This is a genomic window from Vibrio penaeicida (genome assembly GCF_002933855.1).
Classification (GTDB): Bacteria; Pseudomonadota; Gammaproteobacteria; order Enterobacterales; family Vibrionaceae; genus Vibrio; species Vibrio penaeicida_A.
In genome coordinates this window covers 235,785-252,513 of sequence record NZ_BFAQ01000008.1, presented here as the reverse complement: position 1 = coordinate 252,513, position 16,729 = coordinate 235,785, and the positions used below count along the sequence as shown (strand labels likewise).

The 16,729-nt window shown below is 44.7% G+C and carries 12 protein-coding genes and 2 pseudogenes; 6 read left to right on the top strand and 8 right to left on the bottom strand.

Going from position 1 to position 16,729, the window contains the following annotated elements:
* Positions 1 to 83: 83 nt before the first annotated feature.
* The 4 genes from VPNCDNU1_RS02925 to VPNCDNU1_RS02910 all read right to left on the bottom strand — a co-directional run bounded on the left by VPNCDNU1_RS02925 (position 84) and on the right by VPNCDNU1_RS02910 (position 3,557).
* Positions 84 to 446, bottom strand: coding sequence for a hypothetical protein (locus tag VPNCDNU1_RS02925; protein ID WP_104398967.1), 363 nt, complete (start codon positions 444 to 446; stop codon positions 84 to 86).
* 231 nt (positions 447 to 677) lie between these two features.
* Entirely contained in the window at positions 678 to 1,235 is a 558-nt protein-coding gene (locus tag VPNCDNU1_RS02920) for a hypothetical protein (protein WP_104398966.1), read from the bottom strand.
* Positions 1,232 to 1,786, bottom strand: coding sequence for a sigma-70 family RNA polymerase sigma factor (locus tag VPNCDNU1_RS02915; RefSeq protein ID WP_104398965.1), 555 nt, complete (start codon positions 1,784 to 1,786; stop codon positions 1,232 to 1,234). Before VPNCDNU1_RS02915 ends, VPNCDNU1_RS02920 begins: the two co-directional genes overlap by 4 nt.
* A 55-nt stretch (positions 1,787 to 1,841) precedes the next feature.
* Positions 1,842 to 3,557, bottom strand: coding sequence for a vWA domain-containing protein (locus VPNCDNU1_RS02910; RefSeq protein WP_237324074.1), 1,716 nt, complete (start codon positions 3,555 to 3,557; stop codon positions 1,842 to 1,844).
* A 293-nt stretch (positions 3,558 to 3,850) separates the two neighbouring features.
* Between VPNCDNU1_RS02910 and VPNCDNU1_RS02905 the strand changes: the two genes are divergently transcribed.
* Positions 3,851 to 4,744, top strand: a complete 894-nt coding sequence (locus VPNCDNU1_RS02905) for a bile acid:sodium symporter family protein (RefSeq protein WP_104398963.1) — start codon at positions 3,851 to 3,853, stop codon at positions 4,742 to 4,744.
* Positions 4,745 to 4,885: 141 nt separating this feature from the next.
* Here the strand turns inward: VPNCDNU1_RS02905 and VPNCDNU1_RS02900 are convergent, their stop codons facing one another.
* Complete coding sequence (locus VPNCDNU1_RS02900) at positions 4,886 to 5,416, bottom strand: 3'-5' exonuclease (protein WP_104398962.1); 531 nt, start codon at positions 5,414 to 5,416, stop codon at positions 4,886 to 4,888.
* Between the two features lie 130 nt (positions 5,417 to 5,546).
* On the bottom strand, positions 5,547 to 7,094 hold the full coding sequence (locus VPNCDNU1_RS02895) for a sensor domain-containing diguanylate cyclase (protein ID WP_104398961.1): 1,548 nt from the start codon (positions 7,092 to 7,094) through the stop codon (positions 5,547 to 5,549).
* A gap of 402 nt (positions 7,095 to 7,496) precedes the next feature.
* Between VPNCDNU1_RS02895 and VPNCDNU1_RS02890 the strand changes: the two genes are divergently transcribed.
* The 4 genes and pseudogenes from VPNCDNU1_RS02890 to VPNCDNU1_RS29290 all read left to right on the top strand — a co-directional run.
* Positions 7,497 to 8,129, top strand: coding sequence for a DUF2760 domain-containing protein (locus tag VPNCDNU1_RS02890; RefSeq protein ID WP_104398960.1), 633 nt, complete (start codon positions 7,497 to 7,499; stop codon positions 8,127 to 8,129).
* On the top strand, positions 8,129 to 10,072 hold the full coding sequence (locus tag VPNCDNU1_RS02885; protein ID WP_104398959.1) for an Hsp70 family protein: 1,944 nt from the start codon (positions 8,129 to 8,131) through the stop codon (positions 10,070 to 10,072). The genes VPNCDNU1_RS02890 and VPNCDNU1_RS02885 overlap by 1 nt, the downstream gene beginning before the upstream one ends.
* Positions 10,073 to 10,151: 79 nt before the next feature.
* Positions 10,152 to 11,337 (top strand): annotated as a pseudogene (locus VPNCDNU1_RS29295) (Hsp70 family protein); the annotation flags it as partial.
* Positions 11,338 to 11,435: 98 nt separating this feature from the next.
* Positions 11,436 to 13,070: pseudogene (locus VPNCDNU1_RS29290) on the top strand (Hsp70 family protein); the annotation flags it as partial.
* Between the two features lie 132 nt (positions 13,071 to 13,202).
* Here VPNCDNU1_RS29290 and VPNCDNU1_RS02875 read toward each other — a convergent pair.
* A complete protein-coding gene (locus VPNCDNU1_RS02875) occupies positions 13,203 to 13,523 on the bottom strand; it encodes a heavy metal-binding domain-containing protein (RefSeq protein ID WP_104398957.1) in 321 nt (106 codons plus the stop codon).
* Positions 13,524 to 13,927: 404 nt separating this feature from the next.
* On the opposite strand from VPNCDNU1_RS02875, the gene VPNCDNU1_RS02870 reads away from it, so the two are divergent.
* Positions 13,928 to 15,826 (top strand): PhoX family protein, encoded by a 1,899-nt coding sequence (locus VPNCDNU1_RS02870; protein WP_104398956.1) that lies wholly within the window; start codon positions 13,928 to 13,930, stop codon positions 15,824 to 15,826.
* Between the two features lie 151 nt (positions 15,827 to 15,977).
* On the opposite strand, the gene VPNCDNU1_RS02865 is transcribed toward VPNCDNU1_RS02870, so the two are convergent.
* On the bottom strand, positions 15,978 to 16,619 hold the full coding sequence (locus tag VPNCDNU1_RS02865; RefSeq protein WP_104398955.1) for a DUF6796 family protein: 642 nt from the start codon (positions 16,617 to 16,619) through the stop codon (positions 15,978 to 15,980).
* Between the last annotated feature and the right edge of the window lie 110 nt (positions 16,620 to 16,729).

Here is a 16,729-nt window from a genome sequence, read left to right as displayed (position 1 = left end):
AACGGCTACCGAATTGCGCCTTAAACACAATAGTTTCTGCAAACCAAAAGTGCCATGCGTTGGCAGTCCGCTTGAAGCGTTTGTTATGCCTGTAGCTGGTAAGTAGCCTTATACGCATATTTGGCTTCCCCCAACAGGCTAAAAACACCACCTATGGTTGTGAAATTGCAAGCGCCCTCTTTAGCACAAGCTGCTAGATTTTCGTTAAACCATTCCCTTGTAAACTGCCCCGTTTCGAGTAGCTGATCATAAGCTAAATTGAATTCAAAAAAAGTAACTCCCTTTTCATAAAATGGAGCTTTCTTCGAATGTGAAGGAATGCGATAAATTAATGCATCCTCACCTCTACGCTTGCCTACCCCTTTGATCAAAAAGTCTGCCTTAGCTTCTGGCTTTGGTATTACTCGCCCTGTTTCGAGAGCTAAATTTCTAATGTCGTTTTCCATTTCTACTCCTAAGGCATAACAACTTATTATACAGATACTATCCGTATATCCTACCAGCTGCATTCCATATAACAATCCTAGTCGAAAACAAAAAATCCATACATTTCAGTTACAAAGATTTGATTTCATTTTTTCGTACTCGTAAAAGACGTATTTCTCCTGCCTAAAATCAAATTGTTCAAAAAAGTATCAACCTGTATAAGTACACATGTATAGAATCCACGTGCATTTCTACTCATTTTGTAATAAGTCAGCTAAGTGATCTGGCAGAGTTTTTTTCAGGGCTGGGTTTTCCTCCAATAGCATTTTCAATTGTTTTCTCGCTTCCTCGGTCTTACCTTCAAGAACAAGCTTCTCGATTTGAGCAAATGGATTCAATTGCTCCTCCAATTCAGGTACGTCTGCCATCATTCTTTTATGGCTTTTCAAGTTTTTGTGCTCATTCATCTTGGAAGCTGCGGGTACTGGGGGTGAAAATGTAGGTACAGCTTCAGTTTGCGCTTCCATTGTGTCTTCGATGCCCTCAGGAGAAATCGACTCTAACTGTATTTCTTCGCGAATAAGATTTGGCTCTTCAACCCAATCCCACGGGGTTAATAGCGTAACGAATACTATCGTCGCTGCAAGACCAAATATAGGCTTCCAGTTGGCGACATAATGCGGCTTTGTAACAACGGTGCTGTTCTTTGCGTACTCCAAAATGGCGTCATCTGTCTCTTTAGAGGGCGCTTCAATTGCACTTTCTTTGTACATTTTCACAACATCTTCATCGTTTGATGGTGGCGTCATTGTCTACCTCCCAAATTACGTGTCAGGCACTCTCTTAAATTTTCCATCGCATAACGAAGACGAGTTTTGATGGTCTCAGGTTTAGACGAAACAATGTCACATATCTGCTTCAGAGAAAAACCGGATTCGTGCTTTAACATAAACGCTTCTAGCTGAAGTGGGGCAAGCCCGTCCATGCAAGTTCTAATGGCATCTTTACTTCGTATCGAAAGTGCATTTTCGTCCATATGCTCGGTATTGCCCTCATCCAGCTGTGCAAGGTAATCCTTTTCAGAAAGACGCTTTCTATAAACATCAACCATCAAATTATGGGCGATTTGATAGAGCCAAGTTGTGAACTTTGCTGTTGGCTTGTAACTCCCGTGAGCATCGATCACTTTAAACCAGACTTCTTGAAACAGCTCCTCAGCCATGGCCTGCTGCTCAAGTTTTAGCTGACGCTTAAAATATCGATATAGGGGATCTTTATGGCGAGCATAAAGCACAGCAAAGGCGGATTGGTCACCTTTGCTGTACATCGACATCAACTGTTCATCCGTTTTGTCTTGCATCTATCCCTGCTATCCACGTAATGAAATGCGTTAACACACTATCAAATTATTCCATTCAGAGACTTTGTGCCATCTCTACCAGTTTGACAAATTCCCCACGATAATTGTGCGGGTCATCACCTCGATTAGCGCGAGCAATGCCTGCAATATCATCATACTTAACGTTATTTAGGTAGTTATTATCTTTCAGTTTTTGTGCAAAAGCCGCAACAGCGGTAGCAAACTGGAAATCTGAGCTCGCTTGAGAAAAAGTAGAACGAACGCTCTCTTTCAAAACCACTTGTTGCACCAACGCGCTTTCACTCTCTTGAGGTAATTTATATCGAACTTTTATCTGAACCAATTCGTCACGGTGAGCCTCCGCTACTTGCGCAAGTTCGTCCTTCTGATATCGCAAGTCATCAATTTGCCCCCTGCTGTTCGTCAGTGTCAGTTCATACAACGCGGTAACCGAATGCCCTGCTCCGATTTCGCCTGCATCAACGGCGTCGTTGTTAAATTCTTCATCCTTTAACATTCGGTTTTGATACCCAATCAATCGATACTCTTTCACGTTATTGGGGTTAAACTCCACTTGGACTTTCACATCGTGTGCGATGCTTTGCAAAGTACCACTCATCTGTCTTAACAGCACTTTTTTCGCTTCATGTAAGGTATCGATATACGCATGGTTGCCATCCCCTATATTGGCCAGTTGCTCCATTAAACCGTCATTATAGTTACCGCGCCCAAACCCAAGCGTGGTTAAAGATATGCCTTTTTCTTTCTCATCTTCAATTATCGCTTTAAGGTCATTGATATTGCTCACGCCCACATTAAAGTCACCATCGGTTGCTAGGATCACTCTATTCACGCCACCTTTGATAAACCCTTTTTGGGCTTGCTGATAAGCCAGTTTAATACCGCTTTCACCGTAGGTTCCTCCACCCGCTTGAAGTTGTTTCAGCGCCGCTAAAATGGCTTGATTGCTGTCCCCTTTTGTAGGCTCTAGCACAACAGATGAGTGACCCGCATAAGTCACAAGGCTTACCCTATCATTGCTACCTAACTCTTTTACCAGTAAAGACAAGCTCTGTACCAATAAGGGCAACTTATTGGGTTCTCCCATAGATCCAGATACATCCACTAAAAAGACTAGGTTCGAAGCCTTACGTTCAGAATTTGGAATGTCGTAGCCTTTTAGAGCAATACGGAGCAGATGACGTTCCGCGTTCCAAGGAGAAGGAGCGACTTCAGATTGAAGAGAGAAAGGCTGGCTTTTATTTTTGGGTGTATTGTATTGATATTCAAAATAGTTGATAAAAGCCTCTTCCCGAATCGCATCAGAAGGCGGCTTTTTCCCCATATTGATATAGCTTCTTATGTTCGCGTAGCTACCTGTATCCACGTCGATAGAGAAAGTTGAAAGCGGCGCAGTAGCCACTTGTTTGACTCCATTACTCGGGGTATCTAGGTAGTTGTCTCTATTGCCAATAAAAGGAGAAGGCTCAATGCTGGGCATAGGGTGAGCAATCATAGATTTCGTCATGCGAGTGCTCGGAGCAACAAAAGAGACCGAATGCTCTTGAGCGATTTCATATTGAGGGGCACTAGCGTCGGCTATTGCCACCTCACTTACCATTTTATCTTCTTCAGGTATGTTCCGGTCCCGAGCGTCTCCGTCGGTTTGATTTGAAGTGCCTAGTTGCTGGGTCGTACCTACATTCTCGGTACATGCAGTGACTAAACCTAACGCAACTATTACAGCAATACAGCTCTTCGTGAGTTTCATTTTATTCGTCCTATTCATGATTTGATTAACCTTTACTTTGACTAATCGTGTTTGGATGAAAGTTATAAACGGGCGAGTGAAAAAATGGGGTGAAAAAATTTTCGATTTTTTTTATTTATACCCATGTATGCCTATTTAGGGCTTCCTAGATAAGCTGGAATACAAACTCGGATAAGGAATATTGCTCTCAAAACTCCATGATATTCATGAAAATTAAAACAAAAGGCGCGTAAACTGTACGCTAGTTGATCTGAATTGATGGCTTTCAATAGCTGACCGAATAGAGAAAATATATGGAATTAGCACAGTGGGTTTCGCAAGTCGCATTGCCAATTTGTTTAGCATTGATGATGTTTGCAATGGGTATCAGTTTGACCATCAAAGATTTCACCCGCGTCATCAAGCATCCTAAAGCCTTTGGAATAGGTGTATGCCTTCAATTGATAATATTGCCTTTGTTGGCATGGGCACTATTGTGGCTGTTTGGTTTATTTACAGCGGTCCCACTAATTGTCGCGAGTGGATTGATCATTTTGGCGGCATGTCCAGGAGGTGCTACATCTAATATTATCTCTCATATCGCAGGTGGAAACGGTGCGCTATCCATTAGCATGACAGCGATAGTCAGCCTTCTTACTCCTTTTATATTGCCTATTACGCTCTCCTTCCAATTATCGCTATTAAATGACGGGCAAGGAACGGCGCTTGCACTACCCATTGTTAAAACGTTAATGCAGCTCATTGTGGTCACCGTTATACCTGTTGCGCTAGCTATGGTGCTAAAAGCAAAATGTCCTAACTGGGCTCAGCGTTACGAAAAACAGATTCGCAAAGCGTCTACTCTCTTATTTTTGGTTATGGTTGCAGCGCTCACCATAGTGAACTGGAATAAGCTGTTCGATTCAGGCTGGCTGGTAGCCGCTATCTGCTTGAGTTTGAGCTTTATTGTAATGATCGTCTCTTACTTCGTTTCAATCAAAGCGCAGTTAGAAGAAAAGAACCAGCTTACGCTTATGATAGAAACCAGCGTTCAAAATGCTGGAACAGGAATGTTCATTGCTTTGGCGTTATTGCAATCGCCCGCTTTAGCGACTGTACCCTTGATGTACGGTTTATTGATGAACATTCCGGCTTTAGCACTTATCCTTTATGGGAGATACAGAACGCCATCGGTCGCTATACCGTAATAGAATTTAGGATGCCGTAATTAAAAGCAGCAGCACTTAAACAAAAATAGCGATGCCGAAACAAAAGCCGATTCACTCAAAACGAAAAAAGGCACGAAGCCGTGCCTTTTTATTCGGTTCATTTGCTAGGTTCTGTTGACCCTAGAGCATAACCAGTGCCAATTTCGCTAAATTGTATGCATCAACAAATCCTGAATGCTGTCTGCCTTCCCATTCTATACCACGTGCTTCTTGGGCTGCCTTATGACCGATACGCTTGTCTTTCAAACGATGTTGGATTCGATAAATCGTCGCGAGATTTAAAAACTCTTTAAAAGGCAAATCGATGCCCTTTTGCTTGCATTCCGACATAAGAATCAAATCGTCTCTTCCCCAAGAGGCATAAATTTTGTTTGCGCCGCCAAAGTTCTTAATCATGGACTGAATAACCTCGGCCAGCGGGCGACCTTGCTTTTCGATCTTGCGCGGGGTAATACCCGTCAACTCACTGCAAAAAAGAGAGACCTCATCATGCTCGGGTTTCACATAATACTGTGCTCTTTTCACCACTTCACCTTTGTGCAAATCGATTTCTGCTAGCCCTATTTCGATGATTTCACCGGTGGTACCGACGCCATCTTTGTTCCAGCAGCACATTTCCAAATCGAAGCAAACAACGCGATTGTGGTTCATTTTTTACCTTTAGTTGAGAGATTGAGGTTGGGAAAACATTTGAGGCGGCATTGTATACCCAAGCCTCCTATAAATTCTAGGGTCCATGTCTGCATTGCGCTAAGAGTGGATTAGCGACTGCGATAATAACTCACGCCCCATCGCCGACTGAAACACAATTTCTACCCGCTTGCTTACTTGAATACATCAGGGTATCAACAGATTTCATTAATTCCTCGCCTGTTTCGTCCGCTCTGGGTTTGGCACCTGCACTCAGGGTAATGTCGATACCCATACTTCCAAATTTGACCGGAGAACACGCGACGCGCCGGATAAGCCTACTCACATACGCCGACAGAATATCCGTATTGGTATCGTAAGTCAGAATACAAAACTCATCGCCCCCAACCCGAGCAAAATAATCACCATCATTGAGTTCTTCACTGATGAGAGTCGCCACATGAGTAAGGGCTGCATCACCCGCTGCATGACCATATTTATCATTGATCACTTTAAACTTGTCGATATCGAATCCAACCAAAGAAAACGGTTCATTTTTATCCATCATGCTCGCAAACATATGGTTGAACGCTCTCCGGTTATACACCCCCGTTAAGGTATCGTGATTCACCAGATATCGCAGCTCGCTTGTTTGCTCATCGACTTTCTGCGCTAAGCGATACTTTTCTTTCGAAATTAAATTGACTACAAATGCCGCTAAAACTGCCACCACCAAACCACACAATGCAATACTGGTTAATGTCCATTTATCATTTGCTGTCATCGGTGACATAAGCCTGAACTTCAATATCCATTCGCGATTTTGTAAACGAATCGTCTTTCGAATTTTAAGCCCTTCGGTTTCCGCCCATTCGGCACTTTCAAATAAAATGGGAGCGTCATCGGCATCAAACCCGACATCTTTCACCTGAATGACAAGCTCTTGTTCTGCCGCAGTTCTTAGCATCAAATCTTCAAAATATCGGGTGGTTCTGACCACGCCCACCATCACACCAAGTAAGCTATGGTCTTCATGCGAGAAAACTGGGTGATAAGCCAGCATTCCGGTTTTAGGCAATGTTTTGTCCTCGCCATCTTGCAGCAGCCGAATCTTATCTGATAGGTTGGAATCGCCCGTTTTTACAATGTCTTTTAATATGAGCCGAAAGCGCTCCCGAGATGAATAGAAACCAATAAGCTTTTTATTTTGTTCATTTCTCGGATAGATATCAGAAACAATGTACGCATCCTCTCCTTCCGGCAGTATAAAGCCGAATGTTTTGGGTTTGTCTTTAGGGACTGTGTGGAGCTTTATATCGGGGTAAGTTTCTCGAAGATGGTTGAGATGAGCATCAAGGTTTTCTTTCCTTACTCTTGGCATCCATTGGAGCCCAATTAAGCTGGAAGAGTCCTTAATTATCTCCTCTGCAAACACAGGGAATTGCCCCCAATCCTCGGGTTCAACAGAATGGAAAAAGTTTGCCGCAGCACCAATAAAATCAATGTCTTTCTCAACGAGAACTTTGAGCATTTGGCTTTGCCGCTCTGCGAGATTATCAAACAACCGAAACGTATGGTTTTGCTGGCTTAACGCGGCTAAATAAACAAAAAACAGGGTCACAAACGCGATAACGCCAAACGTTAACCAAGGTAAAAAACTGCCTTTGGGTTGATTGTGTCTCTGGTCACTTAGCGGCATAAAATCTCCATGGACAATTATCGCCCTGTTCTTTATTTGCATAAGAGCATTATCTGCAGAAAAGCATTTTGTCTGCAGACGAGCATTTTCCTGTAACAGAACACTTTACTTATAAGGCTCTAAGCAGGTTGAATATCGTACCACACACATATACAGAATGAAGTTCTAATAATATTTTTAACTCAGAAGCGCTCACTTTGATATGTAACAAAGTATTGCTTAGCGCAAAAATTCAACAAGTGCGCTTTTTTTCGTGCTTTTTTACCTTTTTTCTTCCTGCCAGCACACTTGAATATGTTAAAGTTCGTCCCAATTTTTCCGCTATATCTCGGTATTCTGGTCTCTAATGAATCACACGCTATCATTACCTGAATGCCTATTGCTTATACAGAGAATTCCAATATGAACTTTGACATCAATTTAGTTCCCCAAACTTTCGATATGCTGCATACCGGTCTCGCAGCCTCCAGTGTTTTGCTACTTTTAATCGCAGTGGGCAGAAAATCGCAAGTCATCGAAAAAGTGGTCGAAAAGCCTGTAGAAAAAATCGTTGAAGTAGAAAAACCTGTCGAGAAAATCGTCGAAGTTGAAAAGATTGTAGAGGTTGAGAAAGTCATAGAGAAAGTGGTTGAAGTTGAATCGAAATTGGCAACCGCTTCCACCGATTCTGCTATGCAGTTACTTTCTATTATGCAACAAGAAGCGCGCTTGATAGACTTCCTGCAAGAAGACCTTACCTCTTTCTCCGATGAAGAAGTTGGCGCGGCAGCTCGTGTTATCCACACCGGTGGCCAAAAAGTATTGAACGAATATGTTTCACTGGCGCACATACGCAATGAAGATGAAGAAACGCGTATCACCATTGAAGAAGGGTTCAACCCACAGCAAGTACGCCTAACCGGTAACGTAACGGGTAACGCTCCGTTTAACGGCACTTTGGTACACAAAGGCTGGAAAGCAGAATCAATGAATTTGCCTAAATTGGCAGAAAACTATGATGCTACGGTTATCGCCCCAGCTGAGGTGGAGCTGTAATGGACAACCATCATTCACCTGCGAATCAAACATCCCCCACCTACAGTGTTGGAATCGATTTAGGGACAACGCATTGTGTATTGTCTTATGTTGATATTACGACTGAAGATGCTCGTGTTCATGTGTTGGACATTCCGCAATTGACTGCACCAGGCACGGTTGAAAATCGCAGCCAGCTCGGCTCATTTTTATACCAACCTCACGATCATGAAATGAATCCCGCTTCACGCGTGCTTCCTTGGTCATCAGAGCCAACGGCGCTCGTGGGTGCTATTGCACGTAACCTCGGTTCGAAAACACCCATCCGCCTAATTGCGAGTGCCAAATCATGGCTTTGCCATGGCGGTGTGAACCGTAGAGAAGCATTTCTACCGGCAGGCAGCCCTGAAGAAGTGGCAAAAGTATCGCCTCTTCGCGCTACCGAGCTGTATCTTGAACACCTTAAGGAAGCTTGGGATCACGCAAACCCCAATCACCCCTTAGCTCAGCAAGATGTTACGATCACCGTACCGGCTTCTTTCGATCCAGCAGCGCGAGACCTCACTGCAGAAGCAGCTCGTAATGTCGGATTTGCTCATCTTACGCTTTTGGAAGAACCACAAGCGGCACTCTACAACTGGATAGATAACAGTAACGATGCATGGCGTGATGAAGTCAGCGTAGGTGATATTGTTCTTGTTGTTGATATTGGTGGTGGTACGACAGATCTTTCATTGGTCGAAGTTACACAAGAAGACGGTAATTTGTCTCTCAACCGTATTGCCGTTGGTGAGCATATTTTGCTTGGTGGCGACAACATGGACTTGGCGCTTGCGTACCGCTTGAAAATGAAGCTGGCGCAAGAAGGGAAAGAGCTTCAGCCTTGGCAAGTACAAGCCATGACTCACGCTTGCCGTGATGCGAAAGAAGCGCTGCTGAACGACACTGAATTACAATCGGTACCGATTGTTGTACCAAGCCGCGGCTCAAAATTGCTAGGCGCGACATTAAAAACGGAACTGACTCAACAAGAAGTGCAGCAAACGCTGGTTGATGGATTTTTCCCGAAAGTGGCGGTAACAGAACATCCGGTTCAGAAAACTCGCGGTGCATTAACACAGATGGGTTTGCCATACGCACAAGATGCGGGAATCACTCGCCACATTGCCGCGTTTCTTTCGAAACAAGCTAACGCTCTACAAACCGATGCTTCGTCTGAGCAACCCGCTGCTCAAGATTTTAACCCTTTCGCAAACATGCCCGGTATGCCAGATGCTGGAAACGCTGAGCAAGCAGCCGACTTTATTAAGCCATCGGTTATTTTGTTCAATGGTGGCGTGCTTAAATCCCCTCTTCTCGCCGAGCGCTTGGAAGAAACCATTAACGAATGGCTGATTGAAGCAGGTTCTGAATACGCCAAACGCTTAACTGGTGTCGATCTTGACTTGGCGGTTGCGAGTGGTGCCTCATACTATGGCGCAGTGCGTCGAGGTCAAGGCGTTCGTATCCGCGGTGGTATCGCGTCGTCTTATTATGTTGGTATCGAAAGCGCAATGCCTGCGATTCCGGGTATGGCACCGCCAATGGAAGCGCTGTGTGTTGCTCCGTTCGGCATGGAAGAAGGCTCCAGTGTTCAAGTACCAAGCCAAGAATTTGGTTTGGTCATCGGTCAGCCGGTTCATTTCCAATTCTTTGGATCAACCGTTCGCCGTGAAGATGCAGCTGGAACCCATCTGGATTACTGGGCACCAGAAGAATTGGATGAGCTACCAGAAATTCAAGTGACACTTCCCGTGTCAGACGGCAGACGAGAAGGCGAAGTGGTTCCGGTCACTTTGGCGTCCAGAGTGACGGAATTGGGCACCTTATATCTCGAAGCCATTGCAGCAGATAACGGTCAGAAGTGGCATGTTGAATTCGATGTGCGTGAAGACGGAACGTCCACTAGCTCATCTCACCAATAAGAAACAACAAAACGGCATCCAATGGGTGCCGTTTTCTCAGGTCTGTTGACTCCTTAAAATTAACAGAAGGTTTTGTTATATGACATCTCCTCGTTTTCTAGTCGGAATCGATTTAGGTACGACCAACACCGTCGTAGCATTCTGTGAAATTACCGACAATTTAGAACAATCCAATGTGACGCTTTTCGATATCGACCAGTTAATCGGTCCTGGTGAAGTCGTCCGTAAACCTCTTTTTCCTTCTTTTCGGTATCACCCAGCCGACGGGCAAATATCACCTTCGGATCTTACCCTCCCTTGGGAAGTTGAACGTACAGAAGGCGACATCGACAACATCATTGTCGGTGAATGGGCAAGAGAGCTTGGAGCGAAAGTGGAAGGGCGACAAGTGTCGAGTGCGAAAAGCTGGCTTTCTCATCAAGCGGTTGATCGCCGCTCCGAGATCCTGCCTTGGGCTGGCGCGACAGACGTCGAAAAAGTCTCCCCCGTTACGGCCAGTGCGAGCTACTTAAGCCACATTCGCCAATCTTGGAACTACCGAAACCCGAGTAATAAACTCGAAGATCAAGATGTTGTCGTCACCGTTCCTGCATCGTTCGATGAGACTGCTCGCAAGTTAACGCTGGAAGCCGCTGAACAAGCGGGGTTAGGCAAAATAGTACTGCTAGAAGAACCGCAAGCTGTGTGCTACGACTGGTATGCTCGCCACCAGCACACTGCATCCGAGGAACTCAAAACGCTGCCACTGATTCTGGTGTGTGATGTCGGCGGCGGTACAACGGATTTGAGTTTGATAGAAGCGAAATTTGATTCCGACGAACTTGCTTTGGATCGTATCGGTGTTGGTGAACATTTAATGCTTGGGGGCGATAATCTCGATTTGGCGCTGGCGCACCTAGCCGAACAGCGGTTTAGCCAAACCAAAAAGCTCAATGCGGCGAATCTAACCAAGCTAATCCAACAAACTCGTAAGGCGAAAGAGAACCTACTCTCAGCAAACGCACCAGAAGAAGTTAAAATCACCATGCTTGGCAGTGGATCCAAACTGCTTGGCGGAACCAAAAGTGTGCAGCTTTCCAAACAAGAAGTTCATCAAATAGCGCTTGATGGTTTTTTTCCGCTTTCCGGATTTGAAGAGGTGCCTAATAAAAGGCGAAGTGCCGTTGTTGAGTTTGGCCTACCTTATGTCGCCGATCCTGCTGTCAGCAAACACATCGCCGAGTTTCTTACCCAGCACCAGCAAGTATCTTATGCGGCGCTAAATAGAGCCAACAAGCTATACCTTGAAAGCAACCAAAACCTCGAAAGCAACCAAAACCTCGAAAACAGCCTAGACCTCGAAAACGGCGAAGAAACCGAAAAACCCGCCATTCCCGTTGGTTTGCTTCTGAATGGTGGTGTGTTCAACAGTGAACTCGTTACCGAGCGTATCACTCAGCTTTTGGGAAATTGGAAAGGAACGCCTATCACGGTGCTGGATAACCCACATCCAGATTGGTCTGTGGCATTGGGAGCTGTCGCATTTGGCAAAGCCAGACGAGGCGCACAGCTTAAAATTGGTGGTGGTGCTGCTCGCTCCTACTTTCTTCATTTACCTGAAAAGAACAAGATGGGTAAAGCCTTATGCTTGCTAGCAAAAGGAACCGAAGAAGGTCACGAGATTCGGTTAAGCGGTCGACGGTTTTCACTCACGCTGGGGGAGCCCGTCAAATTTAACCTACTCACCTCTACTCATGATTCATTTGGCAATACGACTTCGGGTAGCAACGCTTCGATACAAAATGGGATGATGGTGGATGTCGATCCGGACATTTTTGCGCCTCTACCTCCTTACATCTCAACGTTAGAAAGCGAGGGAGCAACGCTACAAGCGAATCAAAAAGAAAGAGTTGAAGTTCAACTGGCTTGTCAGCTGACGGAAGTCGGAACGCTTAAGATGGAATGCGTTAGCACCGAAGACGGCAGCACTGAAAACGACAGTAAGCGCTGGGAGCTCGAGTTTGAAGTACGAAACCAACAATCGGACGATCAAGAAAACACTCGCTTCCATCCAAATCTCGACGAATGCAAAACGCTAATCAGCCGAATTTACAGTGGTAATAAAAAGAGCGCTGAAGGCAAGGAAATAAAAACACTACCAAAAGATCTTGAGAGAAAATTAGGCAAACGTGAAGAGTGGGATTTCGCCACACTTCGCCAACTCTTCGATGCTTTTTCTCAAGGTCGGAAACGCCGACGTCGCTCTGAACAACATGAGAAAAACTGGCTACGCCTAGCAGGGTTCAGTATGCGACCTGGATTTGGTGACCCTACCGACTCTTGGCGCATCGAACAAATATGGAGCCTGTATCAGCAAAGTATTCAGTTCAAAAACCACCAAGGCTGGACGGACTGGTGGGTGTTTTGGCGCCGAGTGGCTGGCGGCTTAAACCAAGAACAACAAGAAACCATCTTGGCGGATATCGCTAAGTACCTTCACCCTGGTGCGATGAAAAACCCTCAATCGGCAAAAGCTGCTCAAGATATGGGTTATGAATCAATGGTTAGGCTTTCAGCTTCGTTAGAAAACTTAGATGTTGAAGACAAGGTATTGCTGGCTACGTGGTATCTGAGTAAAGCGATGAATCAAAGCCAATTCGAGCAAGCGCATTGGTGGGCTCTGGGAAGGTTAGCTTCGCGTACGCCTTTGTACGGCAGTCAGCATAACGCCATTCCAAGAGAGCAAATTGAGCAATGGTTACCGAAATTATTGGAGCTGAATTGGCAGAAAGAGCAAATGATTGCCTTTGCCGTCGTTATGATGTGCCGTAAAACAGGCGACCGATTGTTTGATGTGTCAGACGATTATCGAGAGCAAGTTCGCAGCAAATTAAAACAAAGCAAAGTTCCGGAAGCTTGGATCTCGCTGGTAGAGGAAGTAAAAGAACTCTCAGAGAGCGAATCTAAACGCGTATTCGGTGATGCATTGCCAAGTGGACTGACATTACTTTCGCATTGATCTCGATTCAAAACATACAGTACTAAAAAAGCCAGCTTAAGGTGTAACCCATAAGCTGGCTTTACAATATTTAGAATCGAGCTCTGTTCATAGTTTGAGTTGAACGTTACTCATACTCCATAAAAATCAAATTCAATCTTGTTTGATTTTAACGGCGGTACCGAATACTAAGATTTCTGACGAACCGTCCATAATGGAACTGGTGGTAAAGCGAATGCCTACAATGGCGTCTGCATTCAATTCTCTTGCCTGCTGGACCAGCCTTTCGATCGCCGTATCACGAGATTCAGACAACATTTCTGTATAGCCTTTTAACTCTCCGCCAACAAGCCCTTTTAAGCCCGCCATGATGTCACGACCAATATGCTTAGACTGGACAACATTGCCAGTCACCACGCCAACAACAGATTCAATTTCTTTGCCTGGGATAGTCTCAGTAGTTGTGAATATCATAGGTGTTCTCCTTATCTATACCTAAGTTTTTTGAAAGAAAAATTCCTTAAAAACGAAAGTGTCCAAAAAATTTCTGATAAATGAGCAGAACTCATACTGAGTAATCCCCTAATAGGCGATGTCAATATAACAGCTAATTAATCAATTAGATAGACGAATACTTACATGCGTAATTGACCTTCAAACGCTTTTACCCCTTTCATTTCCAGCTAAAAGCATCCATAACATCACAATTCTGACGAGTTACACAATAGCGTCAGAAAACTGTCAATAATCTGCAACGCTCACTACTCAATATAGCGACTCTATAAGAATCTCCGTCTGCTCGTTCAAGCATTTAAGCACATATCTATGGTGGATTGAGCGGATGAACTGGAGATGAAAACTGAAAGTAAGGAAGCACTGTGAATCAATTTGACCAACACCACGATCAACGCACACTGGATGAAGAGCCAGAATTCAACAAGATCGTTGAAGCCGCTCTTTCTCGCCGCCGATTCTTGAAAGCAACAGGCGCTGCAGGTACTGTCGGCTTTTTCGCCGCGACACCTTTAAGCCAAGCGATGGCGAAAGCCTCTTCTAAACATTCGACCAAAATGGGCTTTGATGCCATTCCGATTTCCACCGCAGATACCATAGAAGTGCCTAAAGGCTATCAAGCTGATGTGCTAGTGTCTTGGGGGGATCCTATACTAAAAAATGCACCCAAATTTAGCCAAAGCAATGACTCTAAAGCGCAAGAGATGCAGTTTGGTGACAACAACGATGGAATGACGTTTTTTCCGCTGTCGGATACCCGCGCCGTGCTTGCGGTAAACAATGAGTACACCAACAACGAATATCTCTACCCTCACCAAGGCAAAAACATTACCGCTGATGACGCTAGAAAATCACAAGCTGCACACGGTGTGTCTATTGTTGAATTAATGAAAAAAGACGGTAGATGGCAAATAAACGTAGAAGGTCGTCTGAACCGCAGAATCACGGCATTTACAGAAATGGAAATGACCGGCCCCGCTGCTGGACACAGTTTACTTAAGACGGCTGCGGACAAATCGGGCACAAAAATACTAGGGACTTACAACAACTGCGCAAATGGTCAAACACCATGGGGCACTTATCTTACCTGTGAAGAAAACTTCAATGGGTATTTTGCTGCCGAAAAAGAAACCAAACTTGGCGATACCTACAAGCGCTATGGCGTACGTGACAAAGATTGGGGATATGATTGGTTTAAACACGACGAGCGTTTCGACGTAAGTAAACACCCAAATGAGCCACATCGCTTTGGGTGGGTGGTTGAAATTGATCCAATGAACCCAAATTCCACCCCGAAAAAGCGCAGTGCACTCGGTCGCTTTAAGCATGAAAATGCCGCGCTAATGATCAACGACGACGGACATGCTGTTGTTTACCTTGGTGATGATGAACGAGGCGAACATCTCTACAAGTTTGTGTCCAAGAACAAATATGTAAAAGGTTCTGATGCCAATAAAGACCTACTGGAAGACGGTACTCTGTATGTCGCGAAATTTAATGGCAAAGAAGGAGAAACCGACGGGCAAGGTCAATGGCTAGAATTGACGTGGGGAAAAAATGGATTAACACCTGAAAATGGGTTTCCAGATGCGGCATCTGTTATGATCTTTGCACGTATGGCGGCAACTCAAGTCGGAGCAACCACCATGGATCGCCCTGAATGGGTAGCGGTTCACGCTGACCAAAAATCGGTATTTTGCACGTTAACCAATAACAAGTACCGTGGCGTTAGAGATAACCAGCCGTTGAACGTGGCAAACCCACGAGAAAAGAACCCATATGGTCATATTATTCGTTGGCGTCCGACAGGTGGTGACCACTCATCAGATACATTTAAGTGGGATATCTACGTACTGGCAGGTAACCCAGAAGTTCATCAGTCTGGCTTGATGGCCGGCTCGGACAACATTAATAAAGACAATATGTTCAACAGCCCAGATGGTATTGGGTTTGATGTAGCAGGTCGGCTTTGGATCCAAACAGACGGTAAATACTCAAATGAAGGCAACTTTGCGGGCATGGGAAACAACCAAATGCTGTGCAGTGACCCTGAAACTGGAGAGATTCGCCGCTTCTTAACCGGGCCAATTGCCTGTGAAATCACCGGCTTAACCTTCTCGCCAGATCATAAAACCATGTTTATTGGTGTTCAACACCCAGGGGAGGATTTGGCACCGTCACATTTCCCAGACGGTGGAAAAAGTATCCCACGCTCGTCTGTCATTATGATCACGAAAAAAGACGGCGGTGTAATTGGCGCTTAGTCGCTTGTTGGTGCTTGGCCACTTGTAGAGAATTAGTCACTTGTCGCATCATAGTGCCCTATTTCCTAAAGAAGTGAGATTCATCCGTCTCTAAAAAAATCAAAGCCCTGCAGTGCAGGGCTTTGATATTTAAATCTTCTGTATTTTGAACTTACGCTGTCGCTTGTTCCGCAACGTATTGCTTGTTACCGACATAGACAGAAATAAAGAATATCAGCATCATTATGTTGTACCAGCCTCCACCAATTATGATCATGAACGGTTGAGGCATCACATTCATTAACGCTGTTCCGACAAACATTAGAGGAAAAGGTGAGAATAAAACGACTTTGCGTGACAGAAGGCTTTGCTTTCTAAGCACCATGTAGATATACAAAATGCCGCCAATTGCGTACATACCTAATACAAGGAACATATAAATTACGCTAACATCCCAGCTTTGTATCAAGGCTTCTTCACTGATTTTTCCCACCACCCCGATATTGGTAAACTGGCTGTGGTATGCGCCTCCAACAACAATAGCCAGTGAGAATATAGCGAGTATCGTGTTGCGCATTTTTCCTGCGTCCAACCTAAGAAATACGCCAATAAAACCAAACAGGTAAAAGAAAGCTGCGACTGGTCCAATCAAGCCCCCCAATATCAGGCGCGTATCGCTGACGCCTTTCATTACCATCAACAAGGCGTAAGGCGAATCAGAAAGCGGTTCCGCAGTAAAATACAAAAGCATATCGCCTACGTACATAAGCACTGCACCTATCATTCCCAAAATAAGATACGTCGACCCTTTCATATTTTTGCCCTTTTCTTTGCATGAAGATCTTGACCTCAAACGACAGGTCAAAGACCCTTACTAATACCAATCGTAGTAAGTGATTACTCATTCTAGCTTGTTAAAACACT

Bases quoted from the DNA above. Each gene is read 5' to 3' on its own strand.
- VPNCDNU1_RS02925 (WP_104398967.1), bottom strand. From the start codon at position 446: ATGGAAAACGACATTAGAAATTTAGCTCTCGAAACAGGGCGAGTAATA.
- VPNCDNU1_RS02920 (WP_104398966.1), bottom strand. From the start codon at position 1,235: ATGACGCCACCATCAAACGATGAAGATGTTGTGAAAATGTACAAAGAA.
- VPNCDNU1_RS02915 (WP_104398965.1), bottom strand. From the start codon at position 1,786: ATGCAAGACAAAACGGATGAACAGTTGATGTCGATGTACAGCAAAGGT.
- VPNCDNU1_RS02910 (WP_237324074.1), bottom strand. From the start codon at position 3,557: ATGAAACTCACGAAGAGCTGTATTGCTGTAATAGTTGCGTTAGGTTTA.
- VPNCDNU1_RS02905 (WP_104398963.1), top strand. From the start codon at position 3,851: ATGGAATTAGCACAGTGGGTTTCGCAAGTCGCATTGCCAATTTGTTTA.
- VPNCDNU1_RS02900 (WP_104398962.1), bottom strand. From the start codon at position 5,416: ATGAACCACAATCGCGTTGTTTGCTTCGATTTGGAAATGTGCTGCTGG.
- VPNCDNU1_RS02895 (WP_104398961.1), bottom strand. From the start codon at position 7,094: ATGCCGCTAAGTGACCAGAGACACAATCAACCCAAAGGCAGTTTTTTA.
- VPNCDNU1_RS02890 (WP_104398960.1), top strand. From the start codon at position 7,497: ATGAACTTTGACATCAATTTAGTTCCCCAAACTTTCGATATGCTGCAT.
- VPNCDNU1_RS02885 (WP_104398959.1), top strand. From the start codon at position 8,129: ATGGACAACCATCATTCACCTGCGAATCAAACATCCCCCACCTACAGT.
- VPNCDNU1_RS02875 (WP_104398957.1), bottom strand. From the start codon at position 13,523: ATGATATTCACAACTACTGAGACTATCCCAGGCAAAGAAATTGAATCT.
- VPNCDNU1_RS02865 (WP_104398955.1), bottom strand. From the start codon at position 16,619: ATGAAAGGGTCGACGTATCTTATTTTGGGAATGATAGGTGCAGTGCTT.